The organism is Shuttleworthella satelles DSM 14600 (assembly GCF_000160115.1).
Classification (GTDB): Bacteria; Bacillota; Clostridia; order Lachnospirales; family Lachnospiraceae; genus Shuttleworthia; species Shuttleworthia satelles.
Genome location: NZ_GG665866.1, coordinates 1,374,366 through 1,400,192 on the forward strand (window position 1 = coordinate 1,374,366; position 25,827 = coordinate 1,400,192).

Annotated in this window: 38 protein-coding genes and 1 pseudogene; 2 read left to right on the plus strand and 37 right to left on the minus strand. The window is 52.1% G+C overall.

From position 1 onward, the window contains the following. The 7 genes and pseudogenes from GCWU000342_RS06180 to GCWU000342_RS06205 all read right to left on the minus strand — a co-directional run. Positions 1-270: DUF3801 domain-containing protein (locus GCWU000342_RS06180; RefSeq protein WP_006906476.1), on the minus strand; the 270-nt coding region annotated here is incomplete at its 3' end. Continuing rightward, positions 267-1,118 (minus strand): annotated as a pseudogene (locus GCWU000342_RS06185) (ATP-binding protein). The gene GCWU000342_RS06180 and the pseudogene GCWU000342_RS06185, both read right to left, overlap by 4 nt. Before the next feature lie 354 nt (positions 1,119-1,472). Then, the gene (locus GCWU000342_RS11085; RefSeq protein ID WP_456299936.1) at positions 1,473-1,721 is read right to left on the minus strand and encodes a hypothetical protein; all 249 of its coding nucleotides are present in this window, start codon (positions 1,719-1,721) and stop codon (positions 1,473-1,475) included. Further along, positions 1,690-1,896 carry a replication initiator protein A gene (locus GCWU000342_RS11090; protein ID WP_456299937.1) on the minus strand — a complete coding sequence of 69 codons (207 nt, stop codon included), beginning with the start codon at positions 1,894-1,896 and terminating at the stop codon, positions 1,690-1,692. The genes GCWU000342_RS11085 and GCWU000342_RS11090 overlap by 32 nt, the downstream gene beginning before the upstream one ends. 87 nt (positions 1,897-1,983) lie before the next feature. Continuing rightward, entirely contained in the window at positions 1,984-2,268 is a 285-nt protein-coding gene (locus tag GCWU000342_RS06195; RefSeq protein WP_006906349.1) for a CD1845 family protein, read from the minus strand. A gap of 158 nt (positions 2,269-2,426) precedes the next feature. Then, entirely contained in the window at positions 2,427-3,833 is a 1,407-nt protein-coding gene (gene rlmD / locus GCWU000342_RS06200) for a 23S rRNA (uracil(1939)-C(5))-methyltransferase RlmD (protein WP_006906482.1), read from the minus strand. Positions 3,834-4,287: 454 nt separating this feature from the next. Then, on the minus strand, positions 4,288-5,244 hold the full coding sequence (locus GCWU000342_RS06205; RefSeq protein WP_006906483.1) for a 3'-5' exoribonuclease YhaM family protein: 957 nt from the start codon (positions 5,242-5,244) through the stop codon (positions 4,288-4,290). 88 nt (positions 5,245-5,332) lie between these two features. On the opposite strand from GCWU000342_RS06205, the gene GCWU000342_RS06210 reads away from it, so the two are divergent. Further along, complete coding sequence (locus GCWU000342_RS06210) at positions 5,333-7,783, plus strand: endonuclease MutS2 (RefSeq protein WP_006906484.1); 2,451 nt, start codon at positions 5,333-5,335, stop codon at positions 7,781-7,783. A 303-nt stretch (positions 7,784-8,086) separates the two neighbouring features. Here GCWU000342_RS06210 and GCWU000342_RS06215 read toward each other — a convergent pair whose 3' ends face one another. The 6 genes from GCWU000342_RS06215 to rpmJ all read right to left on the minus strand — a co-directional run bounded on the left by GCWU000342_RS06215 (position 8,087) and on the right by rpmJ (position 11,573). Then, a complete protein-coding gene (locus GCWU000342_RS06215; protein WP_045000398.1) occupies positions 8,087-8,611 on the minus strand; it encodes a bL17 family ribosomal protein in 525 nt (174 codons plus the stop codon). A gap of 204 nt (positions 8,612-8,815) precedes the next feature. Then, positions 8,816-9,778, minus strand: a complete 963-nt coding sequence (locus GCWU000342_RS06220) for a DNA-directed RNA polymerase subunit alpha (protein ID WP_006906486.1) — start codon at positions 9,776-9,778, stop codon at positions 8,816-8,818. A 49-nt stretch (positions 9,779-9,827) separates the two neighbouring features. Beyond that, a complete protein-coding gene (gene rpsD / locus GCWU000342_RS06225; protein ID WP_006906487.1) occupies positions 9,828-10,421 on the minus strand; it encodes a 30S ribosomal protein S4 in 594 nt (197 codons plus the stop codon). Positions 10,422-10,439: 18 nt separating this feature from the next. Beyond that, a complete protein-coding gene (rpsK, locus tag GCWU000342_RS06230; protein WP_006906488.1) occupies positions 10,440-10,832 on the minus strand; it encodes a 30S ribosomal protein S11 in 393 nt (130 codons plus the stop codon). Between the two features lie 33 nt (positions 10,833-10,865). After that, entirely contained in the window at positions 10,866-11,234 is a 369-nt protein-coding gene (gene rpsM / locus GCWU000342_RS06235) for a 30S ribosomal protein S13 (RefSeq protein WP_006906489.1), read from the minus strand. 225 nt (positions 11,235-11,459) lie between these two features. Continuing rightward, positions 11,460-11,573 carry a 50S ribosomal protein L36 gene (rpmJ, locus tag GCWU000342_RS06245; RefSeq protein ID WP_006906491.1) on the minus strand — a complete coding sequence of 38 codons (114 nt, stop codon included), beginning with the start codon at positions 11,571-11,573 and terminating at the stop codon, positions 11,460-11,462. Between the two features lie 322 nt (positions 11,574-11,895). Here rpmJ and GCWU000342_RS06250 point away from each other — a divergent pair, with 322 nt between their 5' ends. Then, entirely contained in the window at positions 11,896-13,662 is a 1,767-nt protein-coding gene (locus GCWU000342_RS06250; protein ID WP_045000400.1) for an acyltransferase family protein, read from the plus strand. A gap of 261 nt (positions 13,663-13,923) precedes the next feature. On the opposite strand, the gene infA is transcribed toward GCWU000342_RS06250, so the two are convergent. From infA to rpsJ, 24 genes are all read right to left on the minus strand, one after another. After that, positions 13,924-14,142 carry a translation initiation factor IF-1 gene (infA, locus tag GCWU000342_RS06255; protein ID WP_006906495.1) on the minus strand — a complete coding sequence of 73 codons (219 nt, stop codon included), beginning with the start codon at positions 14,140-14,142 and terminating at the stop codon, positions 13,924-13,926. After that, positions 14,120-14,800 carry an adenylate kinase gene (locus GCWU000342_RS06260; protein ID WP_045000402.1) on the minus strand — a complete coding sequence of 227 codons (681 nt, stop codon included), beginning with the start codon at positions 14,798-14,800 and terminating at the stop codon, positions 14,120-14,122. The genes infA and GCWU000342_RS06260 overlap by 23 nt, the downstream gene beginning before the upstream one ends. Before the next feature lie 101 nt (positions 14,801-14,901). Then, the gene (gene secY / locus GCWU000342_RS06265) at positions 14,902-16,215 is read right to left on the minus strand and encodes a preprotein translocase subunit SecY (RefSeq protein WP_006906497.1); all 1,314 of its coding nucleotides are present in this window, start codon (positions 16,213-16,215) and stop codon (positions 14,902-14,904) included. A gap of 1 nt (position 16,216) precedes the next feature. Then, positions 16,217-16,657 carry a 50S ribosomal protein L15 gene (rplO, locus tag GCWU000342_RS06270; protein WP_006906498.1) on the minus strand — a complete coding sequence of 147 codons (441 nt, stop codon included), beginning with the start codon at positions 16,655-16,657 and terminating at the stop codon, positions 16,217-16,219. 15 nt (positions 16,658-16,672) lie between these two features. Beyond that, positions 16,673-16,855 (minus strand): 50S ribosomal protein L30, encoded by a 183-nt coding sequence (rpmD, locus tag GCWU000342_RS06275; RefSeq protein WP_006906499.1) that lies wholly within the window; start codon positions 16,853-16,855, stop codon positions 16,673-16,675. Positions 16,856-16,869: 14 nt separating this feature from the next. Further along, entirely contained in the window at positions 16,870-17,379 is a 510-nt protein-coding gene (gene rpsE / locus GCWU000342_RS06280; RefSeq protein WP_006906500.1) for a 30S ribosomal protein S5, read from the minus strand. A 13-nt stretch (positions 17,380-17,392) separates the two neighbouring features. After that, a complete protein-coding gene (rplR, locus tag GCWU000342_RS06285; protein WP_006906501.1) occupies positions 17,393-17,761 on the minus strand; it encodes a 50S ribosomal protein L18 in 369 nt (122 codons plus the stop codon). Positions 17,762-17,779: 18 nt separating this feature from the next. After that, positions 17,780-18,319, minus strand: a complete 540-nt coding sequence (gene rplF, locus GCWU000342_RS06290) for a 50S ribosomal protein L6 (protein ID WP_044959451.1) — start codon at positions 18,317-18,319, stop codon at positions 17,780-17,782. Positions 18,320-18,381: 62 nt separating this feature from the next. Beyond that, a complete protein-coding gene (gene rpsH / locus GCWU000342_RS06295) occupies positions 18,382-18,783 on the minus strand; it encodes a 30S ribosomal protein S8 (RefSeq protein ID WP_006906503.1) in 402 nt (133 codons plus the stop codon). Between the two features lie 21 nt (positions 18,784-18,804). Next, positions 18,805-18,990 (minus strand): type Z 30S ribosomal protein S14, encoded by a 186-nt coding sequence (locus tag GCWU000342_RS06300; RefSeq protein WP_006906504.1) that lies wholly within the window; start codon positions 18,988-18,990, stop codon positions 18,805-18,807. A 19-nt stretch (positions 18,991-19,009) separates the two neighbouring features. Next, positions 19,010-19,549, minus strand: coding sequence for a 50S ribosomal protein L5 (gene rplE / locus GCWU000342_RS06305; RefSeq protein WP_006906505.1), 540 nt, complete (start codon positions 19,547-19,549; stop codon positions 19,010-19,012). Positions 19,550-19,566: 17 nt separating this feature from the next. Further along, positions 19,567-19,878 carry a 50S ribosomal protein L24 gene (gene rplX, locus GCWU000342_RS06310; protein ID WP_006906506.1) on the minus strand — a complete coding sequence of 104 codons (312 nt, stop codon included), beginning with the start codon at positions 19,876-19,878 and terminating at the stop codon, positions 19,567-19,569. 11 nt (positions 19,879-19,889) lie between these two features. Beyond that, positions 19,890-20,258, minus strand: a complete 369-nt coding sequence (gene rplN, locus GCWU000342_RS06315) for a 50S ribosomal protein L14 (RefSeq protein ID WP_006906507.1) — start codon at positions 20,256-20,258, stop codon at positions 19,890-19,892. Positions 20,259-20,274: 16 nt separating this feature from the next. Further along, positions 20,275-20,532, minus strand: coding sequence for a 30S ribosomal protein S17 (gene rpsQ, locus GCWU000342_RS06320; RefSeq protein ID WP_006906508.1), 258 nt, complete (start codon positions 20,530-20,532; stop codon positions 20,275-20,277). Positions 20,533-20,565: 33 nt separating this feature from the next. After that, positions 20,566-20,772: a 50S ribosomal protein L29 gene (gene rpmC, locus GCWU000342_RS06325; RefSeq protein ID WP_006906509.1), complete on the minus strand. Its 207-nt coding sequence runs from the start codon at positions 20,770-20,772 to the stop codon at positions 20,566-20,568. Next, complete coding sequence (gene rplP, locus GCWU000342_RS06330; RefSeq protein WP_006906510.1) at positions 20,769-21,200, minus strand: 50S ribosomal protein L16; 432 nt, start codon at positions 21,198-21,200, stop codon at positions 20,769-20,771. Before rplP ends, rpmC begins: the two co-directional genes overlap by 4 nt. Before the next feature lies 1 nt (position 21,201). Further along, positions 21,202-21,858, minus strand: a complete 657-nt coding sequence (gene rpsC, locus GCWU000342_RS06335; RefSeq protein WP_006906511.1) for a 30S ribosomal protein S3 — start codon at positions 21,856-21,858, stop codon at positions 21,202-21,204. Between the two features lie 14 nt (positions 21,859-21,872). Continuing rightward, the gene (rplV, locus tag GCWU000342_RS06340; protein WP_006906512.1) at positions 21,873-22,259 is read right to left on the minus strand and encodes a 50S ribosomal protein L22; all 387 of its coding nucleotides are present in this window, start codon (positions 22,257-22,259) and stop codon (positions 21,873-21,875) included. A 30-nt stretch (positions 22,260-22,289) separates the two neighbouring features. Then, entirely contained in the window at positions 22,290-22,571 is a 282-nt protein-coding gene (gene rpsS, locus GCWU000342_RS06345; RefSeq protein ID WP_006906513.1) for a 30S ribosomal protein S19, read from the minus strand. A 10-nt stretch (positions 22,572-22,581) separates the two neighbouring features. After that, a complete protein-coding gene (rplB, locus tag GCWU000342_RS06350) occupies positions 22,582-23,424 on the minus strand; it encodes a 50S ribosomal protein L2 (protein WP_044959445.1) in 843 nt (280 codons plus the stop codon). Between the two features lie 79 nt (positions 23,425-23,503). Further along, entirely contained in the window at positions 23,504-23,806 is a 303-nt protein-coding gene (rplW, locus tag GCWU000342_RS06355) for a 50S ribosomal protein L23 (protein WP_006906515.1), read from the minus strand. Next, positions 23,806-24,426 (minus strand): 50S ribosomal protein L4, encoded by a 621-nt coding sequence (rplD, locus tag GCWU000342_RS06360; protein WP_006906516.1) that lies wholly within the window; start codon positions 24,424-24,426, stop codon positions 23,806-23,808. The genes rplW and rplD overlap by 1 nt, the downstream gene beginning before the upstream one ends. Before the next feature lie 28 nt (positions 24,427-24,454). Further along, a complete protein-coding gene (rplC, locus tag GCWU000342_RS06365; RefSeq protein WP_006906517.1) occupies positions 24,455-25,138 on the minus strand; it encodes a 50S ribosomal protein L3 in 684 nt (227 codons plus the stop codon). Positions 25,139-25,210: 72 nt separating this feature from the next. Next, positions 25,211-25,528 (minus strand): 30S ribosomal protein S10, encoded by a 318-nt coding sequence (rpsJ, locus tag GCWU000342_RS06370; RefSeq protein WP_006906518.1) that lies wholly within the window; start codon positions 25,526-25,528, stop codon positions 25,211-25,213. Positions 25,529-25,827: the final 299 nt, after the last annotated feature.

The following is a 25,827-nucleotide window of genomic DNA, read 5'->3' on the forward strand; positions in this document are numbered from 1 at the left end:
CACTGAAAACTTGACGCCATACCGATTAAGTTCTTTTTTCAGTTCCTTAAGCTCTGCTTCTTCAACCGGAATTTCTTCAAGCTGTCCCTTTTTAACCATATCTTTTAGCTTTACTTCATTTCCGTTAGCATTAACCAGCTTTTCAAGTCCTCCAAGTTTTTCTGCCTCTTTCATCAGCTTCTTTAGTAAATCCAATAGAAGTTTCCCTGTTACTTTAGCAGCTCTAACTTCCATATTCAGTGTTTTTCTTGCTATTTCTTCATTGATCAACTTCTCTCACCTCCATTCAGCAGTCTGTCCCTATTGCGATTCAGTTTGTCCTTTTGAATAACCTTTCTAAAATCCTCACCTACAACCATAACAGGAATACACATCTCTATGATTCTTGAGTAGATTCTTTGATACTCTACGCTATCCTTACAATTTTGGATTGTGTCGTAGGAAAGGTTAGTAGTGAAGATAGTCGGTTTCTGTTTTAAGTACCTGTTATTCACGATGTTATATACTTGCTCTTTGGCATAGCTTGTATCTCTTTCTATTCCTAAGTCATCCAAGATAAGAACGGAAGTATTTACAAGGGATTCAATATATGCGTTCTTGTCAAATCAAATCCTCCCTTTTGCAGCTCATTGATAATCTGTGCAAAAGTTTCTTATTTTAACGCCTATTTGATACTGTTCAATAAGGCTATTTGCAATGGAGCAGGCAAGATAGGTCTTTCCGCTACCTACTGAGCCATAAAAAAGAAGTCCGATATTTTCTTTTTTCATTTCCTCATAGTCTTTTACAAAGTTCTTTGCAATGATAAGGCTTTGATTTTCTTCTCCCTGATAATTTTCAAAGGTATATGACCACTGAATAATCGAGTTAAAGCAGCTACTCTTTAATCGTTCAATCTCCATCTGCTTTTGCCTTTCTTTTTCTCTTGCTTCTCTATCTCTATCACACTTGCAGGAAGTTCTAAAGAGCATCTTGTTTCCGAAAAACTCCATCACTTTTCCGTCTTTTCTTTCATGACAAACTTTACAAAATGCGTGTCCATCCTTGATATATTCTTTTTCAGGATCGTAAGAATACTCTACATCTTCTATCATTACTTTTTCTAATTCTTTCATCATAGGTGTTCTCCTTTATCATATTCTTCCCATGTCGGGATATTTGATGTTTTCACTTCTTTTCCTCTCCCCTGATCTTTATAAAACCAAGAAAGGATTGTCGCTTTATGGTCTTTATAGGTCTTTCCGGTGCTTTTGATATATGCAGATAATCTCTCAATGTAATTATCAAGCTGTGAGTTCATTATGATTTGTAAATCGGATATATCTTCAGCAGCTAAAAATACATTTTGAAATGTTCCAAGCCCGTTTTCACCAAAACTATATTCTCTCTTACTATACTTACTCTTATTATTCTCTATATAGTTAGAGTCAAGATTTTGAACTTCATGAAGTTCATTTTCTTTACTTCTGAGGTTAAAATCTTTTACTTCTGAAGTTTAAGTTTTTTGACTTCTGAAAGTCATTTTCTTTTACCTGAAATACACTCATAAAGTCTTTAACATATATGACATTCGGCTTACCAAGCCCAAGCCTTACTCTTTCAATCAGTCCGATTCCTTTTTTCATATCGAGTTCATCTAATGTTTTTATAGCTGTCGGCTTTGAGATATTTCTTCTTCTCATAATTTCTTCAACAGTAAAAATAGATAAATACCCTGCCATCTTTGTCTATCCAGTTATTCTTAAAAGACATTCCTGTCCGTTTCAAAAGCATAGAATAAAGGATAATTGCTTCAGCAGACAGTCCCTTAAATTTTTCTCCGTCTACCAATATTTCAGGTACTTTTAGAAAGTTAAATCTTTCTGCTTCTCTATTATAGAAATAGTCAAAGTCCATCGCTTCACCTCCCTCCTTAAAAATTGGCAAAGAAAAAGACGATAGTTTTTCTTCTATCGCCTTTGGTAACCATTTGTATGAATTTTTTTAGATTGATTTTATTGCTTCATTGATTCCCTGAAGGAATGCTATAACAGCTGCTCCGACCATCGGTATTCCATAAGGACTTAACAAAAATCCTAATACCAATGCCTCAATGCCAAGTGATATATCTTTTTGCATAAATGATCCTATTGCAGCAACTATACACATCAGCATTAAGAAATACAGAATAGTTGTTCCTATGCCAAGTATAAATGTCAGAAAGGCAGTAAGGATACTCAGCAGCAAGCTGATTGGAAATAAGATTATTTTTATTATCCATCTCATCATTTCTTATTCCTCACTTCCCAATTCATACTTTGTATCTCCACACACCATATCAATGCAAACATTCACATCTATATAATTTTTTAGGACTTTTTTTCGTCCACCTTCGCCATCTTCTACAAATACATAATGCTTGTAAAACTGCTTAAAATGCAGGATTTTCACGATTTCACTCTTTGTATCAACGCTATGCACTCCACATGCGTCGTCTGCGGGAACTGGTCCACCGGGCAGACCCTTTGAAGCGAATAGCCGCCTTCCGCCAGGGTCTTCAGATCCCGAGCCAGAGTCGCCGGATCACAAGAGACATAGACGATACGGTCTGGCCGCATTCGGAGCATGGTCTGAAGGCAAATGTCATCGCAGCCCTTGCGGGGCGGATCAACTACAATCACATCCGGATGCAGGGCATCGCCGGCGACGGCGTCTCTCCTCCCCTCATAGAAGTCCGGCAGAATCTCCTCCGCCTTCCCCACGAAGAAATGCGCGTTCTCGATGCCATTTCTCCTGGCATTGGCCTTCGCGTCCTCGATGGCCTCCGGGATGATCTCCACCCCGTAGACCTGTCCTGCCTTCCTGGCCAGGAAGAGAGAGATGGTTCCAATCCCGCAGTAGAGATCCCAGACGCTCTCCTGCCCCTTGAGATCTGCATACTCCAGAGCCTTTTCGTAGAGCCGGGCCGTCTGATAGGGATTGACCTGGTAGAAAGACCGGGGACTGATGGCAAAGGCGATATCGCCGATGTAGTCTGTAATACTCTCCTGGCCCCAGATGCATCGGGTCTCATCGCCCATGATGACATTGCTCTGCTTGCAGTTGCTGTTGATACAGATCGATTTCATCCCGACAATCTTTGTCAGCCGATCGATCAGCTCCTGCTGCCGGGGCAGTTCCCTGCCATTGATGATCAGACAGACCATAATCTGCCCGCTGGCAAAGCCCTTGCGGATTAAAACGTGGCGAACCAGCCCTCTTCCGGTGACCTCGTTATATGGCCTGATCCTGCAGGCCCGCATGTAGTCCTTGACCGCCTTTAAAATGCTCTCGTTCTCCGGCGCTCCCAAGAGGCAGTCATCAATCGGGATAATGCGGTGACTCCTGGCCGCGTAGAAGCCGGAAATAATCTCCCCCTCCCTATTCTCTCCCAGGGGAAACTGGGCCTTGTTCCGGTAACGGAAAGCCTTCTCCATGCCCAGGATAGGCTCCATAACTCGGTCAACAACTCGGTCAACCAGTTCCGGGGCAAAGCCTCCGATACGGATCAGATCATTTCTCACCCGAGCTTCCTTCCAGGCCTTCTGCTTCTCATAAGAGAGGGCCTGCAGCTGACAGCCCCCGCACTGGCGGGCGATAGGGCAGACCTCCGGCACGCGGTTCTCAGAGGGCAGCAGGATCTCCTCCACCCGGGCGTAGCCGTAGTTCTTCTTGACCTTGGTTGCCCGGGCCATGATCTGATCGCCCAGGACGGCCCCCTTGACGAAGAAGGTCATCCCCTGATCATGTCCGATCCCCTCGCCGCCCACGGCCATATCTTCAATTGTCAGAGGAAATAAATCATTTTTCCGCATATGTAGCTACACCTGTTTTCCTTTGCCATAGGATTTTCATCTAACCCACTCGCAGATATGATCTCCAGCGCAAGTCCTCACGCTCGCACAGACAAATCCTCCCAACAGAGGCGACTTCATCTGCGCAGGTAATTCCGTTCGCACAAACAATTCCTCCGATACAAACTCTTCTCCTGCCGAAAAAATATCCGCGTCACTGGCGATTCCACCCGCGCAGACCATTCCACCCGCACAAACAATTTCTCCGATGCGGGTCCTTTCTCCCGAACAGGAGCTCCTCGAAACGAGCGAATCAACGAGTCGCAAGCAATTCCCCCGCCCCAATTCAAAAATCCCGACGGATGCTCACACAAGCGCCGGGACTTCCTTAATCGCGGTGACCAGGGCGGTCCCTCCACCGGATCCTCTGGTCGCAATGGAACGCCCTGCAAGGCGCATCCAATGAATCCTGTATTTACTCTTCTTCCGGGCTGGTCTTTCGGATATTGGAATCCAGCAGACGGTTGAAGCCCTGCCATTTGAGGTTGCCGGGAGCCAGATCTCCCAGGGCCTCCTTCATGGTCTCAAGCTTGGCGTCCGCATTGTCCGCGAAGGCCAGGGCCAGGGCCTCCGCGATGGCCGGCTTCTTGGGAGAGCCGAACTCCAGCTCCCCGTGGTGGGCCAGAATACAGTGGATCAGCTCCGCCGACTTGGTCGGCGGAAAGCCCGGGATCTTGGTGATACGGTTCTGCACGATCTGCGCCCCGATCATAATGTGCCCCAGCAGCTGACCTACGTCCGTATAGTCGTTCTTTGGATAGGGCGAGAGCTCATAGAGCTTTCCGATATCATGGAAAATCGCCGCCGTCAGAAGCAGACTTCGATCCAGGAAGGGATAGTGGGACGCGAAGAAATCACAGGTCTGAGCCACACTCAAGGTGTGCTCTAAAAGCCCTCCCACGTAGCCGTGGTGAACGCTTTTTGCCGCGGAGTGGAACTTGAACTTTTCAGCGAATCCCTCCTGCCTGACGAAAAAGGACTCCAGCAGTTCTCTCATACAGGGCGTTTTGACAGAGGCGATCAGATTCAGGAGCTCCTGATACATCTCATCGGGATCTCTCTCAGAGCAGGGGAGGAAATCGGCCGGATTGTACTCCCCCTCTCTCGCCAGCCGAAGCCGCTTGATATTGAGCTGGCGGTTGCCATTGAAAATAATGACCTCCCCCGTCACCTGGATATAGTCCAGCTCCTCGTACTCGTCAATGCCCAGGGAGCCCGGATCCCAGATCTTCCCGTCCAGACTGCCTGTCTTATCCTGAAGTATCAAAGACTCATAGGGTTTGCCGTTCTTGGCTGTCGCCTGGGTCTTCTTGCGGCAGAGATAGATCTCATTGATGTGGTCTCCCTCGGCCAGCTCCTTGATATACTTCATTTGTTCTCCGTTCTAAGCGTCCTCGGCGCAGCGCACATTTGCTCTATCATTATAGCAGACAATCCCGCAAATATCGTATAATCCCCTTATGAACAGGAAAGTCTACAAAACACTCGAATACCATAAAATTCTCTCCATGCTGGAGGCCCGGGCCTCCTCCGACAAGGGAAAAGAATGCTGCCATCGCCTGCAGCCCCTTACAAACCTGCGCGATATACAATTCGCCCAGAGACAGACGGCGGACGCCCTGGGCCGTATCCTGGCAGGGGGATCCTTCTCCTTTGGTGGCATTTCCGACCCCGGCCCCCTGGGCAAACGCCTTGCGGTCGGGGCCAGCGCAAATGCCCGCGAGCTCCTGGCCATCGCCTCTCTTCTGACCCTGGCCGGTCGGGCAGCCGCCTACGGGTCCAAGAAGAGGGAGAGTCTGCCCGACGACAGTCTGACCTCTCGCTTCGCGGCGCTCGATCCTTTGCCCGGCCTGGCAAAAGAGATCAACCGCTGCATTCTCTCCGAGGATTCCTTTGCCGATGATGCCTCCCCAGGTCTCAGACAGGTTCACCGGGCCATGGCCTCTGTCAATGAGCAGGTCAGGTTCCAGCTAAACCGCATGCTCTCCTCTTCTGCCAGGGACTACCTGCAGGACGGGGTGATCACCATGCGGGACGGCCGCTACTGCCTGCCGGTCCGGGCCGAGTACAAGAACTACGTGCCCGGCATGGTTCACGATTCTTCTTCCTCCGGCGCCACCCTCTTCATTGAGCCCATGTCTGTCGTCAATCTCAACAATGAGCTCCGTGAGCTGGAGGGGAAGGAAGAGGAAGAGATCGCCCGGATCCTTCGCTCGCTCTCCGATCAGGTTCTTGAGAATATCGAGACCATCCAAATCGACTTCGACCGCCTGGCAGAGCTGGACTTCATCTTTGCCAAGGGCCAGCTGGCCGCCGATATGTCCGCGAGTCAGCCGGATTTCAATGAAGAGGGGATCATCAGCTTAAAGGCGGCCCGTCACCCCCTTTTGGACAAGAATATCGTTGTCCCCATTGATATCAGCCTGGGACAGAACTACAACCTCCTGGTCGTAACCGGTCCCAACACCGGCGGCAAGACGGTCTCCCTCAAGACCTGCGGCCTGCTGACGCTCATGGGACAGGCAGGCCTGCACATTCCCGCCAGGGATCACAGTCAGCTGGCCGTCTTTGACAATGTCTACGCGGACATCGGAGATGAGCAGAGCATCGAGCAGTCTCTGTCCACCTTCTCCTCCCACATGACCAATATTGTCCATATCTTGGACGGCGTCGACTCCGTTCTGGCAAATGGCCACGACGCCTTAGTCCTCTTTGACGAGCTCTGCGCCGGCACGGATCCGGCGGAGGGGGCCGCCCTGGCCACCGCGATTTTAGATCGCCTTCACAGGCGCCAGGTCCGAGTCATGGCCACGACCCACTATTCCGAGCTCAAGGTCTACGCACTCTCAACCGAGGGCGTAGAAAATGCCTCCTGTGAGTTCTCCCTGGAGACCCTCTCCCCCACCTACCGGCTTCTGATCGGCATTCCGGGCAAGTCCAATGCCTTCGCCATCTCCTCTAAGCTGGGACTGGCCGCGGACATCATCAGGGATGCCCAGAGCCGTATCGATGAGGAGAGCGTCTCCTTCGAAGATCTGCTGGCCGACCTGGAGAACCGCCGCGTCGCCATCGAGAAGACCCAGGCCGAGACCCGGGCGGCCAAAGCCTCCATCGATAAGACCCGGATCCAGCTGGATCAGAGGCTGGCCCAGCTCAACGCCTCCAAAGATAAGGTCCTGCAATCTGCCAACCTTGAGGCGGCCCGCATCCTCAAGGAGGCCAAGGAAACCGCCGACAAGACCATCCGGGACTTCCATAAGTACGGCCGGGCTGCTGCCGCGGATATGACCCGCATGGAGCAGGATCGAAGAGCCCTGGGCGAGAAGCTCAAGACCCGCCAGAACAAGTCCCGGGCCTCTGCCGGGATGGAGCAGGAGCGAAGAAAGGCCCCTGTCCCGAAGGCAAAAGATCTCCATATTGGCGACAAGGTCAAGGTCCTTTCCATGGGGGTCACTGCGACCGTCCACTCTCTTCCGGACAAGTCCGGCCATCTGGAGGTCCAGATGGGGATCATCCGCAGCCGCGTCAAGCTGACCGACCTTGTTCTGGTCAGCGACCAGAGCTTAGCGACCTTAAACGGACAGCAGCTACCCGGAACCGGCAGACGGCGGGCCCCGGGCTCCGGCGGCAGACAGTCAGCCTCTTCCTTCAACAAGTCCGCCTTCATCTCGCCTGAGATCAAGCTCCTCGGCATGAGCGGGGACGAGGCTATCTGTGCTCTGGACAAATACCTGGATGACGCCGTCCTCTCCCATCTCAGGGAGGTTCGCGTCGTTCACGGCAAGGGCACCGGGGTCCTGCGTCAGCGGGTCCACGAATATCTCAACGGGAACCCCCACGTCAAGTCCTACGACCTGGCTTCCTACGGTCAGGGCGACGCGGGTGTGACAGTCGTCAAGCTGCTCGATTAATCTTGCTTTCGCTCTCCCGCTCTCTCATCGGTTCAAGTCCTTTATTCTTCAGACAGGGGGATTTGCAATCAGATATCGTAGTCTGAAGGCAGATTCATCAAGGCGTTTTATCCCTTCACTCAATTTTGGGTTCTACAATAAATGTTGGGACGAATAGATGTTTCCATTCGCCCCTAAGTGTATGATTGGATAAAAAGATCCCTCCCGGCATTTCAAACCGGGAGGGATCTTCATTTCTACTCATGGAACAGCTGCAAAACAGCTATTTCACGGGCTCACGTTCTTGTTTTGGAAAGATTAGGCTTAAACTAACTCCAGAACAACTTCCATCGCGCCGTCGCCCTTGCGCTGGCCAATCTTGATGATTCTGGTGTAACCGCCGCTGCGGCCGTCATACTTGGGGCCGATCTCATCGAAGAGCTTGGCGACAAGGTCGGCCTTCCTGGTCTCACGCTTCTTGGCGCCTACCTCTGTAATGGGATAGAGCACCTTGAGCATCTGACGCCTTGCGTGCAGACGGCTGGGCTGATCCTTCCTGATCTTCTTCTCGATGGTCTCATAGACGGTCACCTTCTTGCCGTCTACGACTTCCTTCTTCCGCTTTCCATCAGCGTCCTTAACAGCGACCTTGGCCTGGACGGAGACCTCGTCGAAGTTATTTCTCTCGCGGATTGCGAGCGCGATCAGGCCCTCAGCGATTTTGGCGGCCTCCTTGGCCTTGGCCTCTGTAGTCACGATACGGCCTTTGTAGAGCAGGTTGGTAACCTGATTCCGAAGAAGCGCCTTGCGCTGTGATGAAGTTCTGCTTAACTTACGATACTTAGCCATGATAATACCTCCTGTCAGGTGGGAGCGATCGGCCTGCTTCATCGGACTTACAGCCCATCGCCCGTGTGCTTACTGGTGAACGACATACCGTATCGGTCACCCTGTGCCACTTCGGGGTTTTCAGAGCGCGGCGCCCTTCGGACTTATCCGCGTTCTCAGAAGACAAATCCAAATCGTCTCAGACTCAGATCGTCTCCTTCCTTCTTACAGTTCTTCCGTCTGCCGGAGTGAGAGTCCCATCTCCTGCAGCTTCTGGAGGACCTCCTCCAGAGACTTGCGCCCGAGATTGCGAACCTTCATCATATCCTCGGGCGTCTTGTTGACCAGCTCCTCGACGGTGTTGATTCCGGCCCTCTTCAGGCAGTTGTAAGAACGTACAGATAATTCGAGCTCGTCGATGTTCATCATCTTCATGCTCGCCGTATCCGCGGACGGTTTCTCTACCATGATCTCTGTGTTCCTGGCATTCTCGGAGAGATCAATAAAGAGATTCAGGTGTTCAGAGAGCACCTTGGCTGCAAGGCTTGCCGCCTCGTCCGGACCGATTGTTCCATTGGTCCAGACCTCTAATGTCAGCTTGTCGAAGTCAGTCACCTGACCGACACGCGTGTTCTCAACATTCATGTTGACACGCTCTACAGGGGTGTAGATAGAATCAACCGCGATCACACCGATGGGGGTGTCATCCGTCTTATTCTTGTCGGAAGAGACATAGCCTCTTCCCTTGCTGATGGTCAGCTCCATGTACAGCTTGCTGTCAGAGCCGCCATTCAGATGCGCGATCACAAGATCCGGGTTCACGATCTCGATATCGGAATCCACCTGGATATCCGCTGCGGTGACGGTCCCCTCGCCCTCATACTCGATGTAGGCGACCTTGGGCTCATCCGTCTGACTGTTGCTGCGGATTGCCAGCTGTTTGATATTCAGAACGATCTCCGTGACGTCTTCCTTCACTCCAGGGATTGAGCTGAACTCGTGCAGAACGCCCTCGATCTTAATCTGGGTTACAGCGACACCGGGCATAGAACTGAGCATAATCCTGCGCAGTGAATTGCCGAGGGTGATTCCGTAACCTCTCTCTAAGGGCTCTACGACGAACTTGCCATACTTCTTATCATCAGAAATCTCTGCGATCTCAATGTTTGGTTTTTTGAAATCCAGCATTTATATGCCCTCCCTATCGACTATGCAAGGTCTTGATAAACGACTCTAATTACTTAGAATACAGCTCGACGATCTGCATCTCATCGACCGGGACATCGATCTGATCTCTGGTCGGAAGCGACTTGACAGTAGCCTTCAGATTCTCCGTATCGGCCTCAAGCCAGTCGGGAATCATGCGTCCTCCGGTGACCTCGACGATATCCTTCATGCGCTGGAGGGTCTTTTTCTTCTCGACGATCTCAACAAGATCTCCGGCCTTCACAAGGTAGGAGGGGATATTGACCTTCCTGCCGTTGACCGCAACGAACTTGTGGTCGACAATCTGCCTTGCCTCGCGGCGGGTGCGGGCCCAGCCCAGACGGAATACGACATTGTCGAGGCGGGACTCTAAGATCGTCATCAGGTTCTCACCGGTCTGACCCTTCTTAACGTCCGCCTGTCTGTAATAATTGCGGAAAGGCTTCTCCAGAACGCCATAGATGAACTTGGCCTTCTGCTTCTCCTTCAGCTGCTTGCCGTACTCGGAAACCTTGCGGCGAGAGTTGCGGGGCTGCCTCTTGGACTTCTTATCTACGCCTAAGAAAACAGGATCCAAACCAAGGGATCTGCATCTCTTAAGGACTGGTGTCTTATCAATAGCCATCTTTGATGAACCTCCTAATTAAACTCTTCTACGCTTGGGGGGACGGCAGCCGTTATGAGGAACGGGGGTAACGTCCTTGATGCTCTGTACCGTCAATCCGGCAGCCGCAAGCGCGCGGATCGCGGCTTCACGACCTGAACCCGGCCCCTTGACGAAGACGTCAACGGTCTTAAGGCCATGAGGAAGAGCTGCCTTGGTGGCAGTCTCCGCAGCCATCTGTGCAGCATAGGGAGTAGATTTCCTTGAACCTCTGAATCCGAGACCGCCGGCACTTGCCCATGAGAGAGCGTTGCCCTGGGCATCTGTCAGAGTCACAATGGTGTTATTGAAAGATGCCTGGATATGTGCCTGTCCGTGTTCAACGTTTTTCTTTACGCGCTTCTTCGTAACTTTTCTTGTCACTTTAGCCATAATGTCTAACTAACCTACTTTCTCGTTATGCAATTACTTCTTCTTATTCGCAACGGTCTTCTTGGGTCCCTTGCGGGTTCTGGCATTGGTCTTGGTCTTCTGACCGCGAACGGGCAGACCCTGACGATGACGCTTGCCGCGATAACAGCCGATCTCCTGCAGTCTCTTGATATCAAGAGCTGTCTGCCGTCTGAGGTCACCCTCGACGGTAAGCGTCTCCTCAATTGCGTTGCTGATTCTCTTTACTTCATCATCGGTCAGATCCTTGACACGGGTGTCCGGATCCACATTAGCAGACGCGAGCACCGCATCTGAACTAGCTCTGCCGATTCCGTAAATGTAAGTTAAACCAATTTCAATTCGCTTCTCTCTTGGTAAATCTACACCTGCGATACGAGCCATGTGTATTTAACCTCCATAAAATCCTGGATACCTGGGTATCCGTTATCAGTAGAAGCAGTCTCTACCCCATACAGCTCCGGTCTCCCGGCCTGAAATGTGTGTATGTCCTCGATTCCGCCTTTCGCTCTCGCGATATCTTCCCCGGCACTCGGTATGCAATGCCTGGAATCTATAATCAGCCTGGCCAAGACCGGCCGGCTGCAGCCGCACGTCATTTGGGAATTATCATCCCTGTCTCTGGTTGTGCTTGGGATTCTCGCAGATGATTCTGATGCGTCCCTTTCTCTTGATGACCTTGCACTTCTCGCACATAGGCTTCACAGACGATCTTACCTTCACAGATCCTTCCTCCTCTCGTTAGTTTCGCGCTGTCTCAGGGTTTTTACGGTGTGGGTCAGTCACAGCTTTCCCTAAAAATGGGCGCACTTAGAGCCTTCTTTCCAAAAGCGTCTAGGGCAAATGATATCATCTGCCCACTGCGATGTCAACCAAAACCGCGTAAAATGGGCATTTAGGGCCTATACTCCATCTCTCCTTCCCATCTGCACAAGATCTTGTATCCATGATATACTGTTGTATTGATATCTGGTCTTTTACAGGTCATTTTTCTCCGGAAAATGATCTGTCGGGACCGATGGAAGCTGATCAGGGGGATTTCACTATGCCGACTTCATCTCGCGGACACATTCTGGGGCTTGACGGGCTTCGCGCCATCGCCATTGCGGGAATTGTCCTCTATCACCTCATGCCGCAGCAAGTCCCCGGCGGTTATCTCGGCGTCACCCTCTTCTTTACCCTCATGGGCTATCTGATCCTTGTGAAGAACCCGGATGCCGTCCAGGGGAAACCCTTTTATGCGGGAACATATTATAAGAAGAAATTCCTCCGCCTCTATCCCCTTCTTCTCATGGTATTGGTCTTGTCCTCCCTGGCCCTACTGGTCCTTTATCCCTCCTATCCCAGGCGGATTCTGCCCGAAGCGCTCAGCGTCCTCTTTGGCTTTAACAACTTCTGGCAGATTGCCCAGAACGCCAGCTACTTCACCCGTCTCGCCAACAGCTCCCCTTTTACCCACCTCTGGTTTTTGGGGCTGACCTTCCAGTACTATCTCATCTGGCCCCTGCTTTTGCTTCTGCTCAACCGCCTTCGTCCGCGGATCAGAAAATTCGGCCTGCGTCGGGTCTGCTTCTGCTTTTTGATCCTCCTGTCCTTTTTGTCCATGCTGGAGGCCGGCCTTCTCTATCGCCCCGATCACGATCCCTCCCGCATCTATTACGGAACCGACACCCGCGCCTTCTCCCTCTTTCTGGGAATGGCCGCCGCCTTTCTCCCGGTCAGAAAGCCGCGCGCTTACTTTAAGGCGCATCGGGCAGCCGGCCTTGCCATTGCCATCCCGGCCGCAATCGGAATCCTGACCCTGAGCCTGACGCTTGACGGTTCCTCCGCGGCCAACTACCGGGGCCTGATGCAGCTGGCGAGTCTTCTCTTTGCCCTTCTCATGCTCATGGTCATCTGGATGCCCTCCCCCCTGGGGCGTCTGCTGGATCATCCGATCTTGAGAGCGGTAGGCCAATCCAGCTATCTGATCTACCTTCTGATGTACCCGGTCATCTTTTTTGTCAGCCACTGCAGCCAGGACTCTTCGCACCCTCTCTGGAAGGTCCTCTGCCTGGCCCTCATCGCGGTCCTTACCGTCGGCCTCAGCTTCCTGGACAGAAAGCTGTCCGCCCTCCCTCTTTCCGGCGGATCCCGCCATCTGACCCGAAGGAGGATTTACCCGGCCCTTCTTCTGGTCTGCCTGCTCCTCTGCGCCCTTCAATGGAAGATCAGCGACCGCGCGATTGCCGCCCAGGCAAAGGACCAGGCGCAGATGGAAGAGGAGTTAAAGAGCCAGCAACAACAGCAGGATCAGAGAAATGCCGACGCGCAGGAAGGTTCTAACCAGGCAGATGCCTCCAGGAAATATTCCGTCACCGCCATTGGCGACTCCGTTCTCCTGGACGCCTCCAGCACCCTCTCAGATCAGATCCCCGGGATCTATGTCGACGGCAAGGTCTCACGCCAGGCCTGGGCGGTCAAGGACCTTATTAACTCCCTGAAGGAGAAAAATCTCCTGGGCAATATCATCATTCTCCACTTGGGCACCAATGGGGCCTTCCGTCGGTCTGTCGGGCAGGAGATCATCGACCAGCTGGGATCCGACCGCCAGATCTACTGGGTGACTGTCTACGCCCCCGGCGTAGCCTGGGCGGCCCAGTCCAACGACACCATCAAAGCCCTGGCTGATGCCAATCCCAATGTCCATCTGATCGACTGGGCCAATTATGCCAAGGGACACCGCAGCTGGTTCTTCTCCGACGGGATCCACTTGAAGCCTGACGGGCAAAAAGCCTATGCAAAGCTGATCAGGACCTCCTGCGGACTCTGACGCGGGCAGATAGATCTGTGAAAAACAGCCAAAAAATACCCCAAACACAGTATTGGATCTGGTCCCCGAAGGATCCCGCTCCGGCATTTGACATAGCGTCTGAGAAAAACGAATTCACACAAAGGAGGAAGCCTCAAGCCACAGGGACTTGAAGCTTCCTCCTTTCCATAATATATTCGCTTACAATATGTGATGACGCTGTTCCCTATGGAACAGTTTACCGTCATACAGGCAGATGCGGGTTGAATTGATTCATCTGAATCACTTGTCTCTCCAGATAATTCTCCCCTTGGTCAGATCATAAGGAGACATCTCTACTGTCACCTTATCTCCGGGCAGGATACGGATATAGTTCATCCGAAGCTTCCCGCTGATATGAGCCAGAATCTGGTGCCCATTCTCTAATTCCACGGAAAACATGGCATTCGGAAGCTTCTCCAGGACCTTACCCTCAACCTCAATCACATCTGCTTTCGACATTCGATACCTCCAATTCATTACCAAGAATGGCCTTAATCTGCGCAAAAACCACATCCATGGGCTGGGTCCCGTCCACTGTCTTAAGTACCCCTTCCCTCTCATAGTAATCGATGAGAGGCTGGGTCTGCTCATGGTAGACCTGCAGACGATTTGCCACCGTGGCCTCACTGTCATCCGCCCTCTGGATCAGCTCTGATCCGCAGGCATCGCAGACTCCCTCCTTCTCAGGCGGCAGAGCGACCAGATGATAGGTGGCTCCGCAGGAAGGGCAGACACGTCTGCCGGACATGCGCCTGATAATATTCTCATCGGGGACCTCAACATTGATCGCGAAATCGATGCTCTCTCCCCTGGCGGTCAGGGCCTTGCCAAGAGCCCGGGCCTGGGGAATGGTTCTCGGAAATCCGTCCAGGACAAAGCCGTCCTCACAGTCATCCTGCCCGATGCGATCCATCAAAAGGTCGCAGGTCAGTTCATCGGGAACCAGATTTCCCGCGTCCATATACTCCTTGGCCTTTTTCCCCAGCGGGGTCTGATTCTTGATGTTGGCCCGGAAGATATCTCCTGTAGAGATATGAGGAATCCCGTAAGCCGAAGCGATCTGCTTGGCCTGCGTTCCCTTTCCGGCGCCGGGAGCCCCTAACATAATAATCTTCATTTGCGCAAATTCTCCCATCTTCTGTCATCGAATACAGGCTGCGGGCATCCTTGTCATGAATCATGGAGATAGGATCTTGCAACCCTATCTCCATCAATTCGTCAATTGTTCAGGAAGCCCTTGTAGTTTCGAACCATCATCTGCGATTCGATCTGCTTGAGCGTCTCAATCACAACGCCCACAATAATAATCAAGGACGTTCCGCCAAAGGAAACATTGGCATTAAACAATCCGTTAAAGATAATGGGAAGCATGGTGACGATGGTCAGGCCAACCGCTCCAATCAAAATGATGGAGCGAAGGATTCCGCTGAGGTAGTCACTGGTCGGCTTACCGGGACGGATCCCGGGGATGAAGCCACCCTGCTTCTTGATATTATCGGCGATTTCCAGCGGATTAAAGGTAATCGATGTATAGAAATACGCGAACGCGATGATTAAAACCACGTAAATCGCAGCGCCGATCGTATAGATCCATTCCGTTGTGTGGAACCAGTGGGACTGGGACAAGAGCTTTAAGATCTTGGATCCGATCCCATTGCCGTTGCCCTTGCCCAAAAGAGCCGCCAGAATCACAGGCGTCTGCATCAGGGACTGGGCGAAGATAACGGGAATAACGCCTCCGGTATTCACCTTGAGGGGAATATGGCTGCTGGTTCCGCCCACGCTTCGTCTCCCGGCAATTTTTCTGGAGTACTGGACCGGAATTTTACGCTCCGCGTCCTGCAGATACACGGTCATAATGACCACCGCAAGAATAATCGCCAGAATGACAAGAGCCGCCAGAACGGCCTTGGCCGCAGCCTTGCCGCTGATAAACTGCTTGAAGAGGGTCTGGAGATCCTGCGGAATGCGGGAGATGATATTGATGACAAGGACAATGGAGATTCCGTTGCCGACGCCTCTCTCCGTAATCCGCTCTCCCAGCCACATCAGAATGGTCGAGCCTGCCGTCAGTGCGACCACAACCTCGAAGACATAGAGGGCGTTAAACTGAACCAGATAGCCGCCACGGCCGAATCCGATCGCCATGGCCAGTGACTCTCCCAGAGCCAGGCCGACCGTCAGATAGCGCGTAATCCGGGTCATCTTCTTGCGTCCCTGTTCCCCATCCCTCTGCATCTCCTCCAGAGCCGGGAAGGCAATGGTCAGAAGCTGCACAATAATAGATGATGTGATATACGGCGTGATGTTCAATGCGAAAATGGACATTTGGCTGAGAGATCCGCCCGTAATCGCATCCAGGAAATCAGATGCTCCCCCCGTAGAAGAGAACAGATTGTTGAACACATCTCCCTGAACGCCGGGCAGATGAATCATAGATCCGATTCTGACAACCACTAAGATCATCAGGGTGAACCAGATCCGTCTGCGTATATCCTTAATCTTGAACGCGTTGTGGAGTGTTTTCAACATATCAGATCACCTCTGCCTTGCCGCCAAGTGCCTCGATCTTCTCCCTGGCAGATGCAGAGAACGCATTTACCTGAACATCGAGCTTCTTGGTCAAATCACCAGTGCCGAGGATCTTGACTCCGTCAAGCTCCTTCTTGATGATTCCGGCTTCCTTGAGGGCTGCTACGGTTACAACTGCGTCGTTGTCAAATACCTCAAGGGCAGATACGTTAATCGCAACGATCTGCTTGCTGTTGCGGTTTTTGAAGCCTCTCTTGGGGAGTCTTCTGAAAATAGGCATCTGGCCGCCCTCGAATCCGGGCCTGGGAGCGCCGCTGCGGGCCTTCTGTCCCTTGTGTCCCTTGCCGGCGGTCTTGCCGTTACCTGAACCGTGTCCACGGCCTCTTCTGCCCGCATCACTGAAGGTTGCGCCCTCCGCAGGTCTTAAAGTGGATAAATCCATTTCTGGCACCTCCTATTATGCTTCCTCTACCTTTACCAGATGAGCCACATGACGAACCATGCCGCGAACAGCCGCATTGTCAGGAAGCTCAACCGTCTGATGCATCTTGTGCAGTCCGAGCGCCTCAACGGTCTTTCTGTTCTTGGGAACATTGCCGATGGGAGACTTTACAAGCGTTACTTTTAACTTATTAGCCATCTTCGCATTCCTCCTTAACCGACGATCTCTTCAACGGACTTGCCGCGAAGTCTGGCGACCTCTTCAGGACTCTTCAACTGGCGGAGCGCCTCGATGGTTGCCAGGACGACATTCTGCTTGTTGGAGGATCCCAGAGACTTGGTACGGATATTGGCAATCCCCGCAAGCTCACATACTGCGCGCGCGGGGCCGCCGGCGATGATACCGGTTCCGTCGGGAGCCTTCTTTAAAAGAACAGAAGCACCTGTGTGTTTTCCAATGATATCGTGCGTGATGGACTTGTTCTCGTCCAGCTTCACTTCGATGAGGTTCTTGGCTGCATCCTCCTTGCCCTTGCGAATGGCGTCGGGGATTTCTGTCGCCTTGCCAAGACCTGCGCCAACATGGCCGTTGCCGTCGCCGACAACCACCAGAGCTGCGAAGCGCATGTTACGTCCACCCTTGACAACCTTGGTGACGCGCTTGATCGCAACTACGTTCTCGTTCAACTCCATCTGACTGGGGTCAATAATCGTACGCTTCATGTATTATCTCCTCTTAGAATTCCAGACCAGCTTTTCTTGCGGCATCAGCCAGCGCGGCCACCTTGCCCGCATAGATGAAGCCGCCTCTATCGAAGATGACTTCCTTGACGCCGGCGTCGATTGCCCTCTTGGCAATGACGGTTCCCAGCCTGGAAGCTGCCTCTACATTATTCGTCTTCTCAAGGTCAGCCTTTACGTCTGCATCAAGAGTCGATGCGGAAACAAGGGTCTTGCCCGCCTCATCGTCAATCAACTGCGCATACATGTGCTGATTGCTTCTGAATACGGCCAGACGCGGTCTGGCAGCGGTTCCTGAAAGAGTGTTGCGAATTCTTCTGTGCTTCTTGACACGGACTTCCGTTCTTGATTTCTTCGTAATCATTATGCCTCACTCCTTTACTTATTTCTTACCAGCCTTGCCGACCTTACGACGGATCGTCTCGTCGACATACTTGATACCCTTACCCTTATATGGCTCAGGAACTCTCTTGGATCTGATCTCGGCTGCATACTGACCGACCGCTTCCTTGTCGATTCCGGAAACGGTAATCTTATTGTCCTCGAGTGTGGTCTCAAGTCCTTCGGGATCATTCATTACAACCGGATGAGAATAACCAAGGTGGAGTGTCAGCTCCTTGCCCTTCTTAACGGCCCTGTAACCCACGCCGTTGATCTCAAGCGCCTTGGAAAAGCCCTCCTTGACACCCAGAACCATGTTGTTGAGCAGGGATCTGGTCAGTCCGTGAAGAGACTTCATCTTCTTTAAATCATTGGGTCTGGAAACCTTCACCTCAGATCCCTCTACCTCGATGGTCATCTCAATCGGCAGATCTCTCTCAAGCGTTCCCTTGGGACCCTTCACCGTCACATGATTATTTTCTGCAATCTCTACGCTTACGCCGTCAGGAATTGCGATTGGCATTCTTCCAATACGTGACATGCCCGTACCTCCTAAATTTGTTATGGCTTACGCCATTGTCATAGCTGTCCTGCGGATTCTGTTTACCAAACGAAGGCCAGAACCTCGCCGCCGACCTTTTCCTTGCGGGCCTGCTTGTCGGTCAAAATTCCCTTGTTGGTGCTCAAAATCGCGATTCCAAGGCCTCCCAGCACATAGGGGATCTCGTCCTTTCCCGCGTAGATACGCAGACCGGGCTTGGAGATTCTCTTGATGCCGGAGATGATCTTCTCCGTCTTGTTCGCGTTGTACTTCATAGTGATATGGATGTTCTGACCCGCGCCGGCCTCAACCAGGTCGTACTTGGCAATGTAGCCCTCGTCAACGAGGATGCCTGCGATTGCGACCTTCAGCTTTGATGCGGGAACATCAACTGTATCGTGCTTTGCAGTGTTTGCGTTACGAATTCTCGTAAGCATATCTGCGATAGGATCACTCATAGTCATGATAAAAATTCCTCCTTCTGCTTACCAGGATGCCTTCTTAACGCCGGGGATCTCACCCTTGTACGCCAGCTCACGGAAGCAAACTCTGCAAACGCCGTACTTCTTGAGGTATGCGTGAGGACGACCGCAGATTCTGCAGCGTGAGTACTCTCTGGTGGAGAACTTGGCGCCGCGCTGCTGCTTTACCTTCATAGATGTCTTAGCCATGTAATATATTCCTCCTGAATCACTTCGCGAAAGGCATGCCGAAGAGCCTCAGGAGCTCGCGTGCCTCTTCATCCGTCTTTGCAGTTGTAACGAACACGATATCCATACCGCGGACCTTGTCCACCTGGTCATACTCGACCTCAGGGAAGATAATCTGCTCCTTGATTCCAAGAGCATAGTTGCCTCTGCCGTCGAAGGAATTGGGGTTCACGCCGCGGAAGTCACGCACACGGGGGAGGGCCAGATTGACCAGCCGATCCATGAAGTCATACATCTTCTCGCCGCGCAGGGTCGTCATACAGCCGATTGCCTGTCCCTCGCGAAGCTTGAAGTTGGCCACAGACTTCTTGGCCTTGGTCGTAACGGCATGCTGACCCGTGATGGTCTCCATGTCCTTCACTGCGCTCTCAAGAACCTTCGCGTTCTCCTTTGCCTCGCCGACGCCCATATTTACGACGATCTTCGCAAGCTTGGGAACTTCCATCTTATTCTTGTACTCGAACTTTTTGATCATCGCCTCGACGATCTCGTTCTGATACTGATCCTTTAATCTACTCAACGAAATGGCCTCCTTCTTTATTTGATCACTTCGCCGCTTGCCTTGGCAACGCGAACCTTCTTGCCGTCCTCTATCTTAAAGCCGACACGGGTCGTCTTGCCGTCGACTAAAAGCATGACGTTGCTGATATCAATGGGAGCCTCCTCCTCAATGATTCCGCCGGCCTGATTGGTCATACTGGGCTTGGTGTGCTTCTTTACAATATTAATGCCCTCGACGACAAGTCTGCCCTTCTTGGGGTCAACGGAGAGAACCTTTCCCTCGTTATTCTTATCTGCGCCGGCGATCACGCGGACCATATCGCCTTTCTTAATCTTCATTGTAGCCATCGTAATCCTCCTTACAGCACTTCGGGGGCCAGAGAAACGATCTTCATGAACTTGTGATCGCGAAGCTCTCTTGCCACGGGTCCGAAAATACGGGTTCCTACGGGGGTCTTGTCGTCCTTGACGATCACGGCGGCGTTCTCATCGAACTTTATGTAGGAACCGTCGCTGCGGCGGGTACCCTTAACGGAGCGAACGACAACCGCCTTGACAACATCGCCCTTCTTGACAACTCCGCCGGGTGTTGCGCTCTTGACGGAAGCAACGATGATGTCGCCGATATTTGCGTATCTTCTTGTGGAGCCGCCCAGGACACGGATGCAAAGCAATTCCTTCGCACCAGTATTGTCGGCTACCTTCAATCTAGTTTCCTGCTGTACCATAATGTAGCCTCCTATATTACTTAGCGCGCTCTACGATCTCGGTCAGTCTCCACCTCTTGTCCTTGGACAGGGGTCTGGTCTCCATGACGCGAACGGTATCGCCCTCATGGGCCTCGTTGTTCTCGTCATGCGCCTTAAGCTTGTAGGTTCTCTTCACAATCTTGCCATACAGAGGATGCTTTACATTATCCTTGATCGCAACTGTGATTGTCTTATCCATCTTATCGCTGACAACAACGCCCTGGCGTGTCTTTCTAAGATTTCTTTCTTCCACGATTGTTCTCCTCTCTCAATCTAAGATCGAATCTTACTGATTCTTCCCTGCCTCAGTGATCACAGTCTGGATGCGGGCGATGTTCTTGCGAACCTCCTTGATACGACTGGTATTCTCAAGCTGATTGGTAGCGTTCTGGAATCTCAGATTGAAAAGCTCCTTCTTAGCATCCTCGAGCTGGGCGCTGAGCTCAGCAAGAGACTTGGACTTTAACTCTGTAACAAATGTATTCGTCTTCATTCGTTCTCACCGCCTTCTAAGTCTGCCTTGGAAACGATCTTGCACTTGCAGGGCAGCTTGTGCATCGCAAGGCGAAGAGCCTCTTTCGCGGACTCCTCCGGTACGCCGGAGATCTCGAACATCACGCGCCCCGGCTTAACAACGGCAACCCAGTACTCCAGAGCGCCCTTTCCTGAACCCATTCGGGTCTCGGCGGGCTTGGCAGTCACAGGCTTGTCGGGGAAGATCTTGATCCAGATCTTACCGCCACGCTTCACATAACGGGTCATGGCGACACGGGCTGCCTCGATCTGGTTGGACTTGATCCAGCAGGGCTCCGTGGCCACAAGGCCGTACTCACCGTTAGAAATCTTATTACCACGCATAGCCTTCCCGGTCATAGTGCCGCGGAACTGCTTGCGATGCTTTACTCTCTTAGGCATTAACATATTAGCGAGCGCCTCCTTCCGCTTTGTTCTTGTTAGGAAGAACCTCTCCCTTGTAGATCCAGACCTTGACGCCGACCTTTCCGTAGGTCGTATCCGCCTCAGCGAAGCCGTAGTCGATATCCGCGCGCAGGGTCTGAAGGGGGATGGTGCCCTCATTGTAGGACTCGCTGCGGGCGATATCCGCGCCGCCCAGGCGTCCGGAGCACTTGGTCTTGATCCCCTTGATCCCGGTCTTCATCGAGCGGCTCATGGTGGACTTCATGGCGCGGCGGAAAGAGACACGGTTCTCCAGCTGCTGGGCAATGTTCTCCGCAACAAGCTGCGCGTCCTTGTCCGGCCTCTTCACTTCCTTGATGTCGATGAGAAGCTTCTTTTTCGTCAGCTTCTGAGCCTCAGCCTTAATCTTCTCGATCTCAGCTCCGCCCTTGCCGATAACAACGCCGGGCTTGGCGGTATAGACGATGGCCTTGACGCGGTCAGAGGATCTCTCGATCTCAACCTTGGAAATACCAGCGCCGTAGAGCTTCTTCTTGAGGAAATCGCGGATGGTATGGTCCTCGACGAGGAAATCAGCGAACTCTTTCTCCGCATACCATCTGGAATCCCAGTCCTTGATAATGCCGACTCTTAAGCCGTGGGGATTAACTTTCTGTCCCATGTCATTCCTCCTTCTTACTTCTCATCCAGTACCAGGGTGATGTTACACATGCGCTTCTCGATGCGATAAGCTCTCCCCTGCGCTCTGGGTCTGATACGCTTCATGATCGGTCCCTGATTGGCATAAGCCTCAGCGACATAGAGGTCATTGACATTAAGGCCATTGTTGTTCTCGGCGTTGGCGATTGCGCTCTTTAAGAGCTTGGCGATTACGCTGGAAGCATATCTGGGGTTGTAGGTCACAACGCCAAGCGCGGTCTGTACGTCGAGACCACGGATGGCATCTAATACGAAGCAAGCCTTCTGAACGGAAATCCTGGCATAGGAAAGCTTTGCTGAAGGTCTTGTATCTTTCTGTTCGTTTCTCTCACGCTTGATCTGGGATCTGTGTCCTCTTGCCATGGTGCGGAAACCTCCTTTCGAATATTACGCTTATCTGACGCCAGTCTTCTTCTCGTTGCCCTTGTGGCCGCGGAAGGTTCTGGTGGCTACGAACTCACCAAGCTTATGTCCGACCATATCCTCGGTTACATAGACGGGAACATGCTTGCGGCCGTCATAGACTGCAAAGGTATGTCCCACGAAGCTCGGGAAGATTGTGGAACGACGAGACCAGGTCTTGATTACGGTCTTGTCGCCGGAAGCGTTCATCGCGTTAACCTTCTTCAATAAGCTCTTGTCAGCAAATGGTCCCTTCTTTAATGAACGTGCCATTGTATCCTCCTTACTTGATTGCCTTACCGTCGCGTCTTCTTACGATAAGCTTGTTAGACTTTGCGTTCTTCTTTCTGGTCTTCAGACCCAGAGCAGGCTTGCCCCAGGGTGTTGAAGGCGCCGGACGTCCAACAGGAGCCTTACCCTCACCACCTCCATGGGGATGGTCGTTGGGGTTCATGACAGAACCGCGGACGGTCGGCCGGATACCCATATGGCGCTTTCTGCCGGCCTTACCAATCTTGATCAGGGAGTGATCGCCATTGCCTACGACGCCGATGCTGGCTCTGCAGTTCAGGCGAACCATTCTCATTTCGCCGGAGGGAAGACGAAGGGTCGCGTAGCCGTTCTCCTTGGCCATCAGCTGCGCCGCATTGCCTGCAGACCGAACCAGCTGCCCGCCCTTGCCGGGATAGAGCTCAATATTGTGAATCATGGTACCTACAGGGATCTTCTCGATGGGGAGACAGTTGCCCACACGGATCTCTGCGTTCTCGCCGTTCATGACCGTCATGCCGTCGGTAAGACCGGCAGGCGCCAGGATATATGCCTTCTGGCCGTCTGCGTAGACAATCAGGGCAATGTTCGCGGTGCGGTTGGGATCATACTCGATGCCGACCACCTTCGCGGGCACATCGTCCTTGAGTCTCTTGAAGTCGATCAATCTGTACTTGCGTCTGTTTCCGCCGCCCTGGTGGCGAACGGTGATCTTACCCTGGTTATTTCTTCCTGCATGCTTCTTCAGAGAGGTCGTCAGACTCTTCTCCGGGGTGCTCTTGGTGATCTCGGCGAAATCAGAGCCGGTCATGTTTCTTCTGGAAGGTGTATATGGGTTATATGCCTTAATTCCCACGTTAAACTCCTTTCACATTGCTGTGTTTATTCTCGTGCTTCACTGCACATACTCTCGGGACAGGGTCCCTGTTTCTGCCTTACAGGCCGGCGAATACCTCGATATCCTTGCTGTCCTCCGTAAGCTTGACAATGGCCTTCTTGGTCCTGGCCGTCTTGCCCAGAGGGCCTCTGCCCTGCCGCTTGGCCTTGCCCTCGCAGTTGATGGTGTTGACTCTTGCGACCTTGACGCCATCGAACATCTTCTCAACCGCTTCCTTGATCATGGTCTTGTTGGCCTCGGGATGTACAAGGAAGGTGTACTCCTTATTTGCCATGCCGCTCATAGACTTCTCCGTTACGAGAGGCTTGAGGATTACGTCGTAAAACTGTACGTTAGCCATTATGCATATACCTCCTCGATCGACTTAACAGCCTCCTTGGTGACAACAAGGGTGTTGTACTTGAGGATGTCATAAACGTTAATGCTGTTGGTCTGCGCCGTCTTGACGTCAGGGATATTCCTGGCGGAGATGATTGCCTTCTCGTCATCCTGGCCCAGAACCACCAGAGCCTTCTCTACCTTCAGGTTCTTGAGAACCTCTGCGAACTTCTTGGTCTTGATCTCATCAAAGGCGAGCTGGTCGACAACGATCAGCTTATTCTCCTGCACGCGGCTGCTGAGCGCGGACAAGAGAGCCGCCCTCTTCTCCTTCCTGTTGAGCTTGAAGGAATAGTCGCGGGGAGTGGGGGCAAATACGACGACGCCGCCGGTCCACTGGGGAGATCTGGTTGATCCCTGTCTCGCGTGACCGGTCCCCTTCTGTCTCCAGGGCTTGCGGCCTCCGCCGCGAACCTCTGAGCGGGTCTTGGCCTTCTGGGTTCCCTGGCGCTTATTGGCCAGCTGCTGCAGAACAGCCATGTGTACCAAATGATCATTTACTTCTACACCGAATACGGAATCGGCAAGCTCCATCTGCTCGACTTCCTTGCCCTCCATATTGAATACGGATACTTTAGCCATCGTTAAAGTTCCTCCTTTCCTCTCTTACTTACCTGCCAGCCTTGACGCTTTCCTTAATCGTCACTAAGGACCGCTTGGGTCCCGGAACAGCGCCCTTGATTAAGAGCAGGTTGTTCTCGGCGTCAACCTTGACAACCTCAAGGTTCTGGATGGTTACCTTAACGCTGCCCATGTGTCCGGGCATTCCCTTGCCTTTGAATACCTTGGAGGGATCGGATGCGGCGCCGTTAGAGCCCTGATGACGGTGGAACTTGGAGCCGTGAGCCATGGGGCCTCTGTGCTGGCCCAGTCTCTTGATGGCGCCCTGGAAGCCCTTCCCCTTGGAGATCGCGGTCGCGTCGACCTTATCGCCCTCCGCGAAGATATCGGCCTTGATCTCGTCACCGAGCTTATACTCGGAAGCATTCTCAAAGCGGAACTCGCGGACATATTTCTTGCCCTCGACACCGGCCTTGGCGAAATGTCCCTTGAGGGGCTTGTTCACGCCATGTCTGTGATGCACCTCTTTCCTGCCTGCCGCGTCCTTGGTGTTGATCTTGTCCTTCTTGTCCACAAAGCCAACCTGTACGGCCTCATAGCCGTCGTTTTCCAGAGTCTTAACCTGCGTAACCGCGCAGGGACCTGCCTGAAGTACAGTGACCGGAATCAGGACGCCGTCTTCATTGAAGATCTGGGTCATTCCGACTTTGGTAGCTAAGATCGCTTTATTCATTATTAACCTCCTGTGATCTACAGCGGAATACGGCAAATGCCGTATTCATCCTAGAACAGTCGTCTGTTCTCATTACTTGTTCTTCATCTTGATGTCGATGTAAACGCCCGCCGGCATCTCAAGACGTGACAGAGAATCTACTGTCTTCTGGGTCGGGGTCAGGATGTCGATGAGCCTCTTGTGCGTTCTCTGCTCGAACTGCTCTCTGGAATCCTTGTACTTGTGTACGGCGCGCAGAATCGTAACTACTTCCTTCTTGGTCGGAAGAGGTACGGGGCCGCTCACCTCCGCTCCGTTCTTCTTTACGGTATCGATGATCTTCTTGGCCGATGCGTCAACCAGCTCATGATCATACGCCTTTAAAGTGATTCTCATTACCTGTGCTGCCATAAAAAAAGTCGCCTCCTTCGCACTTTCTCAGTACGACAAGCGGTGACTGTACACATTTCCGTGTGTGTCCTATCGAAAGCACACGTGGTATCTGCTCAAAGGCAGACCTTTGTTTGTGATACAGTGACTTGTCGCCAGTTTCCTAACTTGACATTCGCTCCACGGAAAACCTGCCACAAGGGCAGCAACCTCACGCTTCAACGCTATCAATGTCACAGCAAGAGTTACTATACACGAATTTTCAGGACCTGACAAGCACAGAAGGACATCTTTTGTATTTTTTCAGGAACATTTTTTAC